At 59.7% G+C, this 14,344-nt stretch carries 10 protein-coding genes; 6 read left to right on the forward strand and 4 right to left on the reverse strand.

What is annotated here, in order from left to right; genetic code table 11:
* Positions 1-47: 47 nt before the first annotated feature.
* Both pncB and KZO83_RS02140 read right to left on the reverse strand, forming a co-directional pair.
* Positions 48-1,220 (reverse strand): nicotinate phosphoribosyltransferase, encoded by a 1,173-nt coding sequence (pncB, locus tag KZO83_RS02135; protein WP_040244435.1) that lies wholly within the window; start codon positions 1,218-1,220, stop codon positions 48-50.
* A 102-nt stretch (positions 1,221-1,322) separates the two neighbouring features.
* A complete protein-coding gene (locus tag KZO83_RS02140) occupies positions 1,323-1,619 on the reverse strand; it encodes a DUF4190 domain-containing protein (protein ID WP_247619586.1) in 297 nt (98 codons plus the stop codon).
* A gap of 77 nt (positions 1,620-1,696) precedes the next feature.
* Here KZO83_RS02140 and KZO83_RS02145 point away from each other — a divergent pair, with 77 nt between their 5' ends.
* From KZO83_RS02145 to KZO83_RS02155, 3 genes are all read left to right on the forward strand, one after another.
* A complete protein-coding gene (locus KZO83_RS02145; RefSeq protein WP_247619587.1) occupies positions 1,697-2,839 on the forward strand; it encodes a GNAT family N-acetyltransferase in 1,143 nt (380 codons plus the stop codon).
* A gap of 68 nt (positions 2,840-2,907) precedes the next feature.
* Positions 2,908-4,737: a monovalent cation:proton antiporter-2 (CPA2) family protein gene (locus KZO83_RS02150; RefSeq protein WP_247619588.1), complete on the forward strand. Its 1,830-nt coding sequence runs from the start codon at positions 2,908-2,910 to the stop codon at positions 4,735-4,737.
* 79 nt (positions 4,738-4,816) lie between these two features.
* Positions 4,817-5,650, forward strand: a complete 834-nt coding sequence (locus KZO83_RS02155) for a fructosamine kinase family protein (RefSeq protein WP_247619589.1) — start codon at positions 4,817-4,819, stop codon at positions 5,648-5,650.
* On the opposite strand, the gene KZO83_RS02160 is transcribed toward KZO83_RS02155, so the two are convergent.
* On the reverse strand, positions 5,647-6,561 hold the full coding sequence (locus tag KZO83_RS02160) for an alpha/beta fold hydrolase (protein ID WP_247619590.1): 915 nt from the start codon (positions 6,559-6,561) through the stop codon (positions 5,647-5,649). The two genes, KZO83_RS02155 and KZO83_RS02160, sit on opposite strands and share 4 nt — an antisense overlap.
* A gap of 62 nt (positions 6,562-6,623) precedes the next feature.
* The gene (locus KZO83_RS02165) at positions 6,624-7,241 is read right to left on the reverse strand and encodes a TetR family transcriptional regulator (RefSeq protein ID WP_247619591.1); all 618 of its coding nucleotides are present in this window, start codon (positions 7,239-7,241) and stop codon (positions 6,624-6,626) included.
* A 161-nt stretch (positions 7,242-7,402) separates the two neighbouring features.
* On the opposite strand from KZO83_RS02165, the gene KZO83_RS02170 reads away from it, so the two are divergent.
* The 3 genes from KZO83_RS02170 to KZO83_RS02180 all read left to right on the forward strand — a co-directional run bounded on the left by KZO83_RS02170 (position 7,403) and on the right by KZO83_RS02180 (position 14,271).
* The gene (locus KZO83_RS02170; protein ID WP_247619592.1) at positions 7,403-8,656 is read left to right on the forward strand and encodes an efflux RND transporter periplasmic adaptor subunit; all 1,254 of its coding nucleotides are present in this window, start codon (positions 7,403-7,405) and stop codon (positions 8,654-8,656) included.
* Positions 8,657-8,659: 3 nt separating this feature from the next.
* Positions 8,660-11,863 (forward strand): efflux RND transporter permease subunit, encoded by a 3,204-nt coding sequence (locus tag KZO83_RS02175; protein ID WP_247619593.1) that lies wholly within the window; start codon positions 8,660-8,662, stop codon positions 11,861-11,863.
* A gap of 140 nt (positions 11,864-12,003) precedes the next feature.
* Positions 12,004-14,271 (forward strand): mechanosensitive ion channel family protein, encoded by a 2,268-nt coding sequence (locus tag KZO83_RS02180; protein ID WP_247619594.1) that lies wholly within the window; start codon positions 12,004-12,006, stop codon positions 14,269-14,271.
* The last annotated feature ends 73 nt before the right edge of the window (positions 14,272-14,344 follow it).

The raw sequence follows: 14,344 nt of genomic DNA on the forward strand, positions 1-14,344 counted from the left end.
AATCCAGCGGCGCCATGCCGTGCCGCTAGATTGCTGCCGGGCGTGAATCAGGCGCGCCGAGAGAGTGCCAGAACGCGCTTGGCGAGTTCGATCATGTCGGCGTCGCCGGTGTTTTTGTCGGGGACGTCGGAAAGCTTGATCACCGGGATCCAGTGCTGCCCCTCTGGGCGCGCCTCGGTCATCTTGATGACCATGTTCATGGGCGTAACGCCGACATCGTTGGTGAAGTTGGTACCGATACCGAACGCGGTGGTAATGCGCCCACGACAGAAATTGTCGATACGCTCCACGCGCTCGGGGGTCAAGGCATCGGAGAAGATGATGGTCTTAGTGCGTGGGTCGATGCCCATGCGCTCGTAATGCGCGATGGTGGCGGCCGCGAAGTCAAGTGGGTCGCCGCTATCGTGACGCACGCCATCGAAGAGCTTGGCGAACTTCTTGTCGAAGCTGTCGAAGAAGGTGGCTGAGGTGAAGGTGTCGGTAAGCGCGATGCCCAGGTCACCGCGATAGACATCTACCCAATGCTCCAAGGCCAGGCTATTGGCCATCTTGAAGCCGAAGCGCGCACCGTGAAACATGAACCATTCGTGGGCATGCGTACCGATCGGTTTGACGCCATGTCGCATGGCTAGATGAACGTTGCTCGAACCGGAAAAGGTACCGCTTCCGTGATGGCATAGCGAAGCCACGACGCGATCATGGACATCATAAGAGTAGCGCCGACGGGTGCCGAACTCGGCGATCTTGAGGCCCATGCGCTTGTAGTGTTCGATCTTGTCGCGGGTGCGAGTATCGATGAGCGCATCCGAATCGCGCTGACCGTCGCCCATTTGATACCAGATTTCGCTGATCAGCGCCATCAGCGGCACTTCCCAGAGAATGGTGCGATACCAGAGCCCCTCGATGCGCAACGTGAAGTGTCCGCCCTGCTGTACGATTTCGACTTCCTCGGGGTTGTAATGGAACCCCGACAGGAAGTCGAGATAAGTCGGGTCGAGATAAGGGCAGGTGCGTTCCAGGTAACGCTTTTCCTCGAGGGTCAGCGACAGGTTCGCCATGGCGTCCACTGCCTCGCGTAGCCGCTCGGCAAAGCCAGGGGGGAAGGTATGGTCACCCCGGTTGATAAATGCATAGCGAGCTCGCGCATAAGGAAAGCGCTTGATGACCGCGCTTTGCATGGTGAACTTGTAAAAGTCGTTGTCGAGGAGCGAATCCAGCATCGTGCATCCTATACGGCGAGGTTCCGAAACGGGGACGCCAGCTTAGCGCAGCTATACGATAGGCACCACTGCCACCGGGCTGTGCGTCGGCTGGTAAAGTGCTTACATGAAGGCCATGACACCGAACATGGTGATCATGAAGCCGCCGAACAATAACAAGCCCGCGATCGACAGCAGGAGTAGCAGATAACCGAGGATGAGTGCCGCCAGTGCCCAGGCGTCGCCTTGTTCGCCTGTGCGACGGATCTGTCGGCGTGCCAGGTGGCCGCAGACGACGCCGCCCAGCGCGCTAGGCAGCACGAAAATGCCCAGCACACTGAGTGCAAAAGCGACGGCGGCCATTGTGTTGAGCTGCGGCGTTGGTGGTGGTGTGGATGGCGCGGGCGTGACGCGGGGCATCGCTTGCTCCAGAAATGGGTTGGCCTCACCCTAGCATGAGCCGTGATATTCGGGAATCCGCTTCGGGAGGCGTAGCGATGAGCTTGACGGTACGGGAGCTGACGCGTGTTGCCGATGTCCCGCTCGAAACATGGAATGCGTTGGCAGGCAGGAGTTATCCCTTCCTGCGGCACGAATTCCTGGATGCCCTGGAAAGCACCGGCTGTGTGGACGCCGAGAGTGGCTGGGTGCCGCGCCACTTTTCGCTGTGGCAGGGCGAGCGCCTGGTGGGCGTGCTGCCGCACTATCTCAAGACGCATTCCTTTGGCGAGTACGTCTTCGACTGGAGCTGGGCTGACGCTTGGGAGCGTGCCGGTGGACGGTATTATCCCAAGCAGTTGAGCGCCATTCCCTTCACTCCTGCCGTCGGGCCGCGCCTGGCCGTGGCGTCCGACATCTCGTCCGCCCAGGCCATACAGACGGTAGCGGCTTTTCTTGAGGCGCGGGGCGACGACTTGTCGAGTTGGCATTTGTTGTTTGCCGGTGAGCGCGAAGTGGTGCAATGGCAAGCGCAGTGGCCGGCCTTGCTGCGGCGTGAGGCGGTGCGTTTCGAATGGCGCGATGCCGACTACGGTGATTTCGAGGGCTTTCTGGCGTCAATGGTAGGGAAGCGGCGCAAGGAGATTCGCCGTGAACGTCGCAAGGTCGCCGAACAAGGGCTGAGCCTGCGTCGACTGAGCGGAGACGACATCGATGCTGCGGCGTTGGCTCACTTTTATCGCTGCTATCGTATTACCTATCTCGAACGTGGGCAGATGCCCTACCTCAGCGAAGCATTCTTCACACGATTGCGCGCGACGATGAGTGAGGCGCTGATGTTGGTGCAGGTGCGCCAGGGCGATACGCCAGTCGCCGCGGCGCTCTATCTGAGAGGCGGTGATACGTTATATGGACGCTACTGGGGCAGTGAAATCGTTGCCGACTGCCTACACTTCGAAGCATGTTATTACCAAGGCATCGAATACTGCCTGGAACAGGGCTTGCAACGCTTCGATCCCGGTACTCAGGGAGAGCACAAGTTGCTTCGTGGCTTCTCACCTGAGCTAAGCACTTCGCTGCATTACTTGCCGCATATGGGATTTCGGGAGGCGGTCGCGCGGTTCTGCGTCGAGGAGCGCCAAGCCATGGGCCACTATCGCTTGGCATGCCGCGAACGCTTACCGTTTCGTCCCGTACAGTGAGCAGACGCCATCGCAGGGAAGCGTGCCGTGGCGCGGCCATGGAAGGATCACATGAGGAAGTCTAGCGCATGAATTTTTTCTATGAAGCAGCGGTGCTGCTAGGCGCGGTCATCATCGCCGTACCGCTGTTTCAACGTCTGGGATTGGGCTCGATACTGGGCTACCTCGCGGTGGGGTTGCTGCTAGGGCCGTCTGTGCTCGGCTTTATCGCCGAACCTGAGGAAGTACTACATTTCTCGGAGTTCGGCGTGGTGATGTTGTTGTTCCTCATCGGCCTTGAAATGCAGCCCTCGCGTTTGTGGAGCATGCGCAAGCAATTGTTCGGGCTGGGGCTTCTGCAACTGCTGGGATGTGGCGTTTTGTTGACGCCCATCGGCCTGGCATTGGGGCTGACATGGGAGCTCTCGGTGCTGCTGGGGCTGATCCTGGCGCTGTCTTCCACGGCGTTCGCTCTGCAGCTTCTCAATGAGCAGCATCGCCTGGCGACGCCTCACGGCCAGACGGCGTTCTCCATCCTGCTCTTCCAGGACCTGGCGGTCATCCCGTTACTCGCCTTGTTGCCATTATTTGCGGGCGACCTTAGTGGCCACGGTAGTGCGGTGTGGCTCGATATCGGCAAGGCCGTGGGCATGGTGCTGGCGGCGATCGTTTTCGGACGCTTGATTTTCCCGCGTGTACTGGCGCTCATCGCGCGCAGCGGTGTGCATGAGGTGTTCACCGCTGCGGCGTTGTTCATGGTGCTGACCATGGCCCTGGTCATGGAGTGGGCGGGCTTGTCCATGGCGCTGGGGGCATTCCTCGGTGGCGTCATGCTGGCGGATACGGTTTATCGGCACGAGCTGGAAGCCAACATAGAGCCCTTCAAGGGCATCTTGCTGGGGCTGTTCTTCATCGCCGTGGGCATGTCGGTCGACCTGGCGCTTGTCTTCGACAACGTATGGTGGGTGCTGGGCATCACCTTGGGGCTACTGGTGGCCAAGCTGGTCGTCATTACGTTGGTGGGCATGGTAGCGCGCTTGCCGCGTCAGGAGATCCCGCGCTTGGCGACGGTGATCGCTCAGGGCGGTGAATTCGATTTCGTGCTGCTCAGCGCGGCGGTCAGCGCGGGGGTTTTCGATCAACGTATCGCCAGTCTGTGTATTGCAGCAGTGACCTTGAGCATGTCGCTCACGCCGTTTCTTTATCGTGGCGGTAATCGGCTCGCCTCTCAGATGGGGGAGAGCCGCCCCTATGATAAGGACTTCGGCGACGAGACACCGCCGGTGCTGATCGCGGGGCTGGGGCGCTTTGGTCAGATGGTGGCGCGCGTGCTCAAGCTACAGGGCATCAACTTTACTGCACTTGATCCCAATATCACCCAAGTGGAGTTCATTCGCCGCTTTGGCTCGCGCATCTATTATGCCGACGCCGCGCGTCTCGATGTCTTGCGCTCGGCGGGCCTCGCCCAAGCCAAGGTGTTGGTGATCGCCGTCGACGACGAGGAAGCGGCACTGGTCATCGCGAGGATGGTGCGCAACCACTACCCACAGATCAAAATCTTCGCCCGTGCGCGTAATCGTCATCATACCTGGAAGTTGATGGAGATCGGCGTCGAGACCGTTGTACGCGAGACGTTCGCCTCGAGCATGGAGATGAGTGTGGAGGTGCTCAAGGGCCTTGGCTATCCCGCTTCCAATGCACTCGAGGCCGTGCGTACCTTCCGCGACTTCGATAATCAATTGCTGGCATCGTCCTACGCGCACCGCCATGATCTGGAGACCTTGAGAAAGACCGAGCATGAAGCCATTGCTGAATTTCAGGCGCTTTTTCAGCAAGAGTTGAAGCAGCGACGAGGCAAGGAAACGGATGCCGCGCCGCCATCGGGGACGGCAAGCACGTCCGTGCCGGAAGATCGCTGAACACGTTTTGCGTTGTGCACTGCGGAGAGGGGCAGGGCGTTCGTGGCGCAAGGTGGGAAGCAGTTAACGGGAGGTCGATATGCAGGAGTCGCTGCGTGCCGTATTGGCATCGCAACATCTTGTCGCTCGGGGTGAGCCCCGGGCTCTTGCGGGGGGCGACATCGCCGAGGTCGCCTGGCTGGAAACCGATCAGGGCGCGGTGGTAGTCAAGCGTGACGCCCCCGAGGCCCTGGCTGCCGAAGCCGAGGGGTTGCGCGCTCTGGGTCGGGCGAACACGGAGCTGAAAGTGCCGGCGGTGATCGCCCAGGAAGGCGAGTGGTTGATCATGGAGGCATTGGCATCGGGCGGCAAGCGCGATGCAGCGAGGCTTGGCGCCGGTCTGCGCGGGTTGCATGCCGTTCACGGCGATCGTCACGGATGGCCGAGTGACAACCGCTGCGGGCCCACGCCACAGAGCAACACGCCCTGTGATGATGGTCGCGTGTTTCAACGCGAGCACCGGCTAATGCCACTGGGTACGGCTTGTGTTGAACGCGGCTTGCTGCCTGCAAAGATGCTGGATGCCCTGGGCGATGTCGCCGGTCGGCTCGAGACGTGGTTGCCGGACGTGCCGCCAAGCCTGGTGCATGGCGATCTATGGTCCGGCAATGTGCTCACCACGCCCGAGGGGCCGGCCATCATCGACCCTGCTGTCTACTATCATTACCCCGAGGTCGATCTGGCGATGCTGACGCTGTTCGGCGCGCCGGGCGAGGCGTTCTTCGAGGCTTACTGGAACGGTGCTCGCCCTGACGATTGGGAGCGTCGCGAGACCTTGTTCCAGTTGTATCCGCTGCTTAATCACCTGCTGCTGTTCGGTGGTGCCTACCGGGCGGGTGTCGAGCGGGCCATCGCACGCTTGCAATCGACTTAATGTTGGCGGGGCGTACGTAACAACCGTTGCCACCATGTATCGCCAGCAGTAGAAGGCACACACCGTTCACGTACCCGAGGAGTGTCGAGAAACGCGGCGATCGGGGCGCTCTGTGAAGCCTTGTCGAGCATGGGGGCGTGGCCGCACCCGGGCACTTCGAGGATGCGGGTGCTAGGTTGGTGGTGACGCATGGTCGATAGTGTTTGGCGTGACAGGATATCGGATTGCATGCCGCGTATGGTCATCAAGGGACAATGTAGGGCTTTCCAGGCGGCCCATAGATCGCGTGGCGTATCGTGGACGAATTGCTCGGCGATACGCGGATCGAAATGGTGGCTCCAGCTACCATCGGGTAAACGCCGAGCACTGCCCAAGAGCAGGCGTTGCCATACTGCCTCGCTATCGATGCCGAAGCTCTGGTAGTGATCGCGGATTTCCGACTCCAGTGACTGCAAGGTCGTGAATCGCTGCGTCGAGATGAAGTGATTCGCCAGGCGCTGCAGGCCTTTCGCTTCGACGGTTGGACCGACATCGTTGAGAATCAACGCCGCTACACGGTGCCCATGCGACGCGTCGGCGGCCAAGAGTAGCCCCAGCAGCCCGCCCATCGACGTGCCTAACCAGGGAACGCTCGTGAGTTCGAAGTGATCGAGGACTGCGATGGCAATTCGCATGTAATGTGCGTAGAGATAATCGTAGGCGGGAAAGAGCGACCAGCTGGAAAGACCGCGTCCTGGTGTATCCGGGGCGATCAATCGCCAACGGGGACCAAGCAGTCGGGCTAGGAACTCGAAGTCGCCGCCATGCCTCGATAGGCCGTGCCAGGCGATCACTGTCCGTGGGGCATCGGGATGCCAGACGCGCACGGCGATCTCGAGCTCACGGTGCTGGAGCAGAACAAGCTCATCCACGGCGGGGTCCTGAACATCGATACGTCACCAGTATAGACGTGATGCTGCAATGCAGCAGAATCTTAGGCGCGTCGCGTGATGAGGTGGAACAGGCTGTCGATTGCCTCGCCGCCGCTTTCGCGTAGCGAGAAACTATCGGGGGCTCGGAGCCAGTCGTGTACCAAGCCACCGATCATCGAGTGCAGCATCAGGGTGGCGACGTCCGGGGCGATCTCGTCGATGAGTAGGCCTTCGTCGTGGGCTTGCTGAAAACAGCGTCGCACGACCTCGCGGCAATCTGAGGCCAGACGGTTTTGAAGCTCCACGGGGTTGATGTCGCTGATGAATTCGCAGCGATGCATCAAGATGGTGTGGACGCGACATGAACGTGGGCGCTCGAGCATCTCGAAGGCGTGTAGCGTGGCAAGGCGCAGCGTATCCAGCGGACCTGTGGCCTGGCGCTCGGCGGTGATGTCGTCGATGATCTGCTGAAGCGGCATCTTGACCCGGTCGAGCATGGCATGGAACAGGTCGGCTTTGTTCTTGAAGTGCCAATACACGGCGCCGCGCGTCATACCGGCATGACGCGCGATATGTTCGAGCGAGGTGCGTGAGACGCCCTTTTCGAGGAAGACGTCTTCGGCGGCATCGAGCAAGGCTTCTCGCGTGGCCTCGGCTTCGGCTTTGGTTCTGCGGGGCATGGCGTGATCTCGTTGATGAATCCGGCCAGACGGCGGGGAATGAACACCGAGAGGCGAGACTTTTTTAGACATCATACCCCAAGTGAATGGCATTTACATTCATGTATGTATGCGTGTAGTCTTAGCCATCATTGATCTCGATCAAACAAGGTAAAATACCGATGGTATCCACGACAGGGAATGAGCGCCGGGGCCTTTGGGCCGTGGCGTTGGCGGGCGTTCTGTTGATGGGCTGCGGCAGCGATGACGATGCTCAGCAGCAGTCAAGCGAGGCGTCTTCTCCGCCGCCCAAAAAGGCTCAGGTCATGGAAATGGCCAAGCGCGACATTTCGCTCGATAAATCTTATCCTGCCATGCTGCGCAGCGATAATGAAGTGACCGTCGTGGCGCGTGTCAGCGGTACGCTCGAAGAGCGGCATTTCGACCCCGGCCAGCAGGTCGAGAAGGGCGAGAGTCTCTACACGATCGAACCCGAAACCTATCAAGCGACCGTGCGCCAGCGCGAGGCGGACCTGCAAAGCGCGCAGGCCGATGCGGAACTGGCGCAGACCAACGCTAACCGTTATCAGCGCCTGCTCAAGCAGAACTCCGTCAGTGTACAACAACGTGATCAGGCGCAGGCCGATCTCAAGGTCGCGCGTGCCAGCGTTGCGCAGGCACAAGCGTCGCTTGATAGCGCGCGTATCGATCTTGATTACACCGATGTCGAGGCCCCGGTATCGGGCATGATCAGCCTGAGCGAGGTGAATCTCGGCAACCTCGTCAACGATGGCACCGAGTTGGCGACGATTACCCCGCTCAATCCTCTTGAGGTGCGTTTTCAGCTGCCTCAGGAAGAAGCCTTCGAGCTACGCCGTCAGCGCCAGCAACAGGGCAAAGAAGCGATTACCGCCGAACTGCAGATGCCGGCGTTGCCGGGGCAGACCCTGAAAGGGCACGTGGAATTCCTGGGCTCGCGTGTCAGCGAAAGCACTAGCACCGTGCAGGCGAATGCCTTCTTCGATAATCCCGATGGCATGTTCATGCCGGGACAGTTCGTGCGCGTCGAACTGGAAGGCCTGAAGCGCTTCGATGTGTTCGCCGTGCCCGAGATTGCCGTGACGCAAGGGCTGATGGGCCCTCAAGTCTATGTACTGAATGAAGAAGGCACGGTACGTACACAGACCGTGCAGCTCGGTGATACCGCGGGACCGTGGATGATCATTACGGACGGGATCAAGGCGGGAGATCGCGTCATCGTTAGCGATCCAGGCAATATCAGCGCCGGTGCGAGCATCGATCCTCAGCCGTTCGACGGCGATGCCGAAGCGCTCTCGGGTACCGAAAAAGGTGAGTCTGCATCAGGAAGTCAGACCCAGAAGAAAGGGGCATCCAATGGCGATGGTGGCCAAGCCAACGAGGAAGGTGGAGCCTGACGGATGAATATTTCCAACTTCTTCATAAAACGGCCGGTCTTCGCCACCGTTATTTCGATCATCGTGGCGGTGATCGGGATAATGGCGATGCGCGTTTTGCCCATCGAGCAATATCCCAGCGTGGTGCCGCCGACGGTCTCCGTGCAGGCAACCTATCCCGGTGCCGATGCCGAGACGGTCTCTAAGACCGTGGCAGCTCCGATCGCCGAGGCGATCAACGGGGTCGAGGACATGATCTACATGACCTCGACCAGTGCCGATAATGGCTCGATGCGGATGAACGTCTCGTTCGGTATCGGTACTGACGGGGATATCAACACGATCAACGTCAATAATCGTGTCCAGCAGGCGCTGTCGCAGTTGCCAGAATCGGTGCAATCGCAAGGGGTCACGGTTGAGCTGAGCTCAAGCAGTATCTTGATGTTGGTGGCATTGACGTCGCCGACGGATGAATACAACAACATCTACATGCAGAACTACGCCACGCTCAATATCCTCAATGAGCTCCGCCAGGTACCCGGCGTGGGCACGGCCGAGGTACTGGGGGGCGGCGAGTTCGCCATGCGTATCTGGCTCAATCCGGATAAATTGGCGCAGTACGACATGACGTCGGCCGAGGTGGCCAATGCCATCCGGTCGCAGAACACGGAAATTCCGGCGGGGGCCCTGGCGCAGGCGCCACAAGACGACCCGCGAGCGTATACGTATACCATTACGGCGCCGGGACGTTTGGCTAATGCGGACCAATTCCGCAATATCATCCTGCGCGCTAATAACGATGGCTCGGCGCTGCGCTTGAGCGATGTGGCGCGCGTCGAGTTGGGGGCGTCATCTTATTCGGTCAACGCCAACATGAACGGCGCCACCATGACGCCGATCATGATCAATCAGCAACCCGGCGCCAATGCCCTGGAAACCGCCGAGGCCGTCAAGAGCAAGATGGACGCGCTATCCGAGCGGTTTCCGCCGGGGCTCGAGTATGACGTGCCTTACGACACGACATTGTTCATCGATGCCTCGGTGGAGTCGGTCTTTCATACGTTCATAGAGGCATTGCTGATCGTTGCGGTGATCGTGTTCATCTTTCTGCAGAATTGGCGGACCACGATCATTGCCATGTCGGTAGTGCCGGTATCGGTAGTGGGGACCTTCGCCGGGCTGTACATGTTCGGCTTCTCGATCAACTTGTTGTCGCTTTTTGCCATGGTGCTGGCGATCGGCATCGTGGTCGATGACGCGATACTGGTGGTGGAGAACGTCGAGCGATTACTGGAGGAAGACCCCGAAATACCCATACGTAAGGCCGCCATTACCGCCATGAAAGAAGTGAGCGGCCCCGTTATCGCGACCTCGTTCATCATGGCAGCGGTGTTTGTGCCGGTGGCTTTCTTGGGCGGTTTTACCGGCCAGATTTACCAGCAATTCGCGTTGACCATCGCGATCTCCGTGGCCATCTCGGCGGTCGTGGCCTTGACCTTTACGCCGGCGATGAGCGCCCTTTTCGTCAAGCACAAGTCAGAGATAGGCGATTCCAAGATCGCGCGTGCCGCCTCGACACCATTCCGTCTGTTCGACCGCTTCTTCGAGTGGGTGACCCGGGGTTACATGGCCGTCGTACGCTTGCTGGTCAAGGCTTGGGTGCTGACGTTGGTATTGGCGGCGCTCATCATCGGCGCTTCCTACTGGCTGTACCAAAGCAATCCCTCGACATTGATTCCCGAAACCGACCAGGGGATCGCCATCGCGAGCGTCACCTTGCCGCAAGGCTCATCCGTTGCGCGTACCACCGAGTACATGGAGAAGCTGAGCAACAAGATCGAGCAGGATCCGGCAGTGGCATATTCCACGGCGGTGGCGGGCTACGATATGCTCTCCAGCGCGGTCAATACGGCCAAGGGTGTGATGTTCATCACCATGAAGCCGTGGGGCGATCGTGATGAGTCCGTCGAGGATATGATCGCCAAGATCAATCGCATTGGGGCTGGTCTTGAGGGTGGTACGGTCATGGCCTTCAACATGCCGCCGATCATCGGGCTTTCTACCACGGGGGGCTTTACCGGGTATCTGCAGTCCTATGGCGGGGCCGACTCTCAAGAGTTGATGCAGGCTTCCGGTAAAATAATGCAAGCCGCCAACAAGCGTCCCGAGCTGGCACAGGTATTCACCACCTTCGATGCCTCGGTACCGACCTATCGAGCGCATATAGACCAGGAAAAAGCGCTGAGTTATGGCGTTTCCATCGATGACCTCAATACGACGCTATCGAATACGTTGGGCAGCGGTTTCGTGAACTATTTCACGTATCAGAACCGCAACTTCCAGGTCTACATGCAGAACGAGGACACGTTCCGGCAAACACCCGATGACCTGAACAAAATCTTCGTGCGTGGCGGTGATGGCGAGCGTATTCCGATTTCCGAGTTCGTGACGCTCGAACGTCAGTCGGCGGCATCGGTGGTATCTCGCTTTGGGGTCTATCCTTCAGCGCAGTTCCAAGGTGGCCCTGCGCCGGGCTATAGCTCGGGCCAGGCGATCGCCGCGATGCAAGAGGTGGTTCAGCAAGAACTCGGCAATGAGTGGGGCATGGGCTGGACTGGCACGTCCTTTCAGGAGGCCAATGCCGGCAATGCCGCGATCATTGCCATTACCTTCGGCATCTTGATGGTCTTCTTGATCCTGGCGGCGCAGTACGAAAGCTGGGCCTTGCCGCTGGCGGTCATCACGGCGGTACCGTTCGCCTTCATAGGCTCCATCGGCGGGATCGTGCTGCGTGGATTGGACACCAGTGTCTATGTCCAGGTGGGCATGCTGGTGGTGGTCGGGTTGGCGGCCAAGAACGCCATCCTGATCGTTGAGTTCGCCGAATTGCAGCGGCGCGAGCTCGGTAAGTCGATCCGGGATGCCGCATTGACCGCCTCCGAGCTACGTTTCCGGCCAATCGTGATGACCTCGTTGGCATTCATCTTCGGGACCTTGCCGTTGGCCATCGCGAGTGGTGCCAATGACACCAACAGCCATCACATTGGCACCACGGTAGCGATGGGGATGGTCTCGGTGGCCGTGTTGGCGAGCTTCTTCGTGCCAGCCTTCTACGCCATGATCGCCAATGCGCAAGTATGGCTGCAGAAGAAACGTGGCGTATCCGCTCATCATGAGGATGACGACGAGGCGTCGGCAACGTCCGGGTCGCCGATAAACCGTCACTGATCTTTGATTGAATCGACTATGGCCAGGGCCTCGCGCCCTGGCTTTTTTATTGGTGCGTGCATGGTTCAGGCGTGCCGGCCGGTTGGTTGCGACGCTCGGCTAGGGCACTCTGTCATGATGGAAGGCGAGATGAGGTGAGCATGATCAAGAGCGTGACGCATTGGTACCGAGGAATCGTCCTCTTGTGTGTATTACTAGTGTTTGCCGGCAGTGCGTGGGGCCAGAGTGCATCTCCGCTGGCGACCCTGTCTGGGGGTAGTAGCGGTCAGGCATCACAAGATGAGGCCCCATCGAACGAGCAGGCGCGTGCCTCGTTAGATAGCGTCATCTCGATGCTCGAGGATCAGGAGCGTCGAGATGCCTTGCTCACACAGTTGCGTGAGTTGCGAGCCTCGCTGGAGGGCGCCGATGCCGACGCCGAGCCAGAGACGCCGCGAGGGTTGTTGGGGGCCATTGCGGACTCGCTGACCTCATTGAGCGATTCCGGCGAGGTCGTGACCCCGTTCGAATATTGGCAGCGCCTGGGCAAACGAGCGGGAGACACCTTGACACAGCGCGTCTCGTCGTTGGAGTCGTTGCTGCATCTCGTCGGCGATTTCGTCTGGGTGCTGGGATTGTGGGGCGGTAGTGCGGCGCTGATGGTGTTCGGCGGGCGCAGCTTGGCCAAGCGCATGAACATGCAACTCACGCTCAGCGCCGAGCCGAGCACCTGGATGCTGATACGCCATATGCTGCGGCGCTTGCTACCCTGGGGCCTCGCCTTCGGCCTCACCTTAGGTGTCGTGCACGGCATGACATCCACACTGGGGATGGCGCTGGCGATGGTGATCGCTTACATCACCTTGTGCGGGATTCTGTTCACCGCCGTGTGTGAAGTCGTCTTCTCGCTGTTCGCTAACGGCCATCGTCGTGTTGCTTTGCGTATTCTGCATCGCCGGGCCGCTCGCTGGTTGTTCATCATCGGTGCGCTGGTCGCCTTGGGCGACGCCTCGAATGCCTCGGAACTGCGCTCGGACTTGGGAGCGTCGTTAGCGGAAATGGTCTCGATGCTGTCCAATGTCACCGCCGCCTTGTTGACGGGGGCGTTCACGATCCGCTTCAAGCGCCCGATCAAGCATCTGATCCGTAATCGGCCCTATCGCTACCGGCGCGATAAGCGTGCCAGCAGTGAGTTGATCCAGGTGATTGGGTCGTTGTGGCATGTGCCGATTCTGCTCATGGTCGTGGTCTCGCTGGTTGCGATCCTGACATCGGAGGGAGATTCGCGCAGCGCCTTCGCCAAGGCCATCGTGACCGCCGGATTACTTGTGGTGACCCTGATCATCAATGGCCTGATTCATCGCCATGCCGAGCAGCCTTCCAAACTGCGTCGTCAGTCACAGTATCGGCGGCGTCTGCTGCGCTTTGGTTATACTCTGGCGCACTTGATCAGTTGGTTGGTCTTCGCCGAGTTGGCGATGCGTGTCTGGGGCTTATCGTTGTTGGCCTTTGGTGGGGACGAGGGCATCAGTCAGCGTATTGGGCAATCGCTGATCAGTATCGGCATGACATTGCTGCTGGCGTGGCTGGTCTGGATTTTTGCCGATACCGCGATCGAGCGGGCATTGCTCTCCTCCAAGCGCGGTCGCAGCGGGCGCGCGCAGAGTACGCGGGCGCAAACCATTACACCGCTGATTCGCAATGTGGTCTTCGCCACCATCGTGATTATCGCGGTCATCGTGGCGCTGGCCAATCTGGGGGTTAATGTCACGCCGCTGCTGGCCGGTGCCGGGGTGATCGGTCTGGCGGTGGGCTTCGGCGCTCAGACGCTGGTCCAGGACCTGATTACGGGGCTTTTCATCCTTATCGAGGATTCTTTGGCCATCGATGATTTCGTCGACCTGAGCGGACACATGGGGACGGTCGAGGGATTGAGCCTGCGCACTGTGCGCTTGCGTGACCTGGATGGCATCGTGCATACGATGCCCTTTAGTCAGATCAAGGGAATCCAGAATTTTTCACGGGAATTTGGTGTCGCCCTGATGCGTGTTCGCGTGGCACATCATATGAAGATCGACGAAGCGATCGCTATCGTGCGTGAAGTGGCCGAAGAGCTGCGCCGCGATCCGATGATGCGGCATTACATCTGGTCGCCGCTGGAGCTCCAGGGGGTGGAAAGTTTCGATGCCGGTGCGGCGATTCTGCGTATGCGCATGCGCACGGCGCCGATCATGCAGTGGGACGTGGCGAGGGCTTTCAACCTGCGGCTCAAGCGACGTTTCGATGAACTGGGCATGGAGCTCGCCATGCCGCGTATGAGCGTGAGTCTCGAGCAGTCATCGGTCGAGGCTGAGAACCTGCCGACTGCGACTGAGCATGCCACGACGGCCAGTGGCGATGTCAGCGATGCGCCATCCGACACCAGCTGATCGCGACTGCGGAGGTGATTAGCTAGAAAAAAGGGGATGACGCATGTCATGGCGTCGCCGTTAAAGGTATGCA

Origin of the sequence: Chromohalobacter moromii (genome assembly GCF_023091865.1) — a bacterium.
Classification (GTDB): domain Bacteria; phylum Pseudomonadota; class Gammaproteobacteria; order Pseudomonadales; family Halomonadaceae; genus Chromohalobacter; species Chromohalobacter moromii.

Coding starts and splice junctions, on each gene's coding strand:
- pncB (WP_040244435.1), bottom strand. CDS start 1,220: ATGCTGGATTCGCTCCTCGACAACGACTTTTACAAGTTCACCATGCAA.
- KZO83_RS02140 (WP_247619586.1), bottom strand. CDS start 1,619: ATGCCCCGCGTCACGCCCGCGCCATCCACACCACCACCAACGCCGCAG.
- KZO83_RS02145 (WP_247619587.1), top strand. CDS start 1,697: ATGAGCTTGACGGTACGGGAGCTGACGCGTGTTGCCGATGTCCCGCTC.
- KZO83_RS02150 (WP_247619588.1), top strand. CDS start 2,908: ATGAATTTTTTCTATGAAGCAGCGGTGCTGCTAGGCGCGGTCATCATC.
- KZO83_RS02155 (WP_247619589.1), top strand. CDS start 4,817: ATGCAGGAGTCGCTGCGTGCCGTATTGGCATCGCAACATCTTGTCGCT.
- KZO83_RS02165 (WP_247619591.1), bottom strand. CDS start 7,241: ATGCCCCGCAGAACCAAAGCCGAAGCCGAGGCCACGCGAGAAGCCTTG.
- KZO83_RS02170 (WP_247619592.1), top strand. CDS start 7,403: ATGGTATCCACGACAGGGAATGAGCGCCGGGGCCTTTGGGCCGTGGCG.
- KZO83_RS02175 (WP_247619593.1), top strand. CDS start 8,660: ATGAATATTTCCAACTTCTTCATAAAACGGCCGGTCTTCGCCACCGTT.
- KZO83_RS02180 (WP_247619594.1), top strand. CDS start 12,004: ATGATCAAGAGCGTGACGCATTGGTACCGAGGAATCGTCCTCTTGTGT.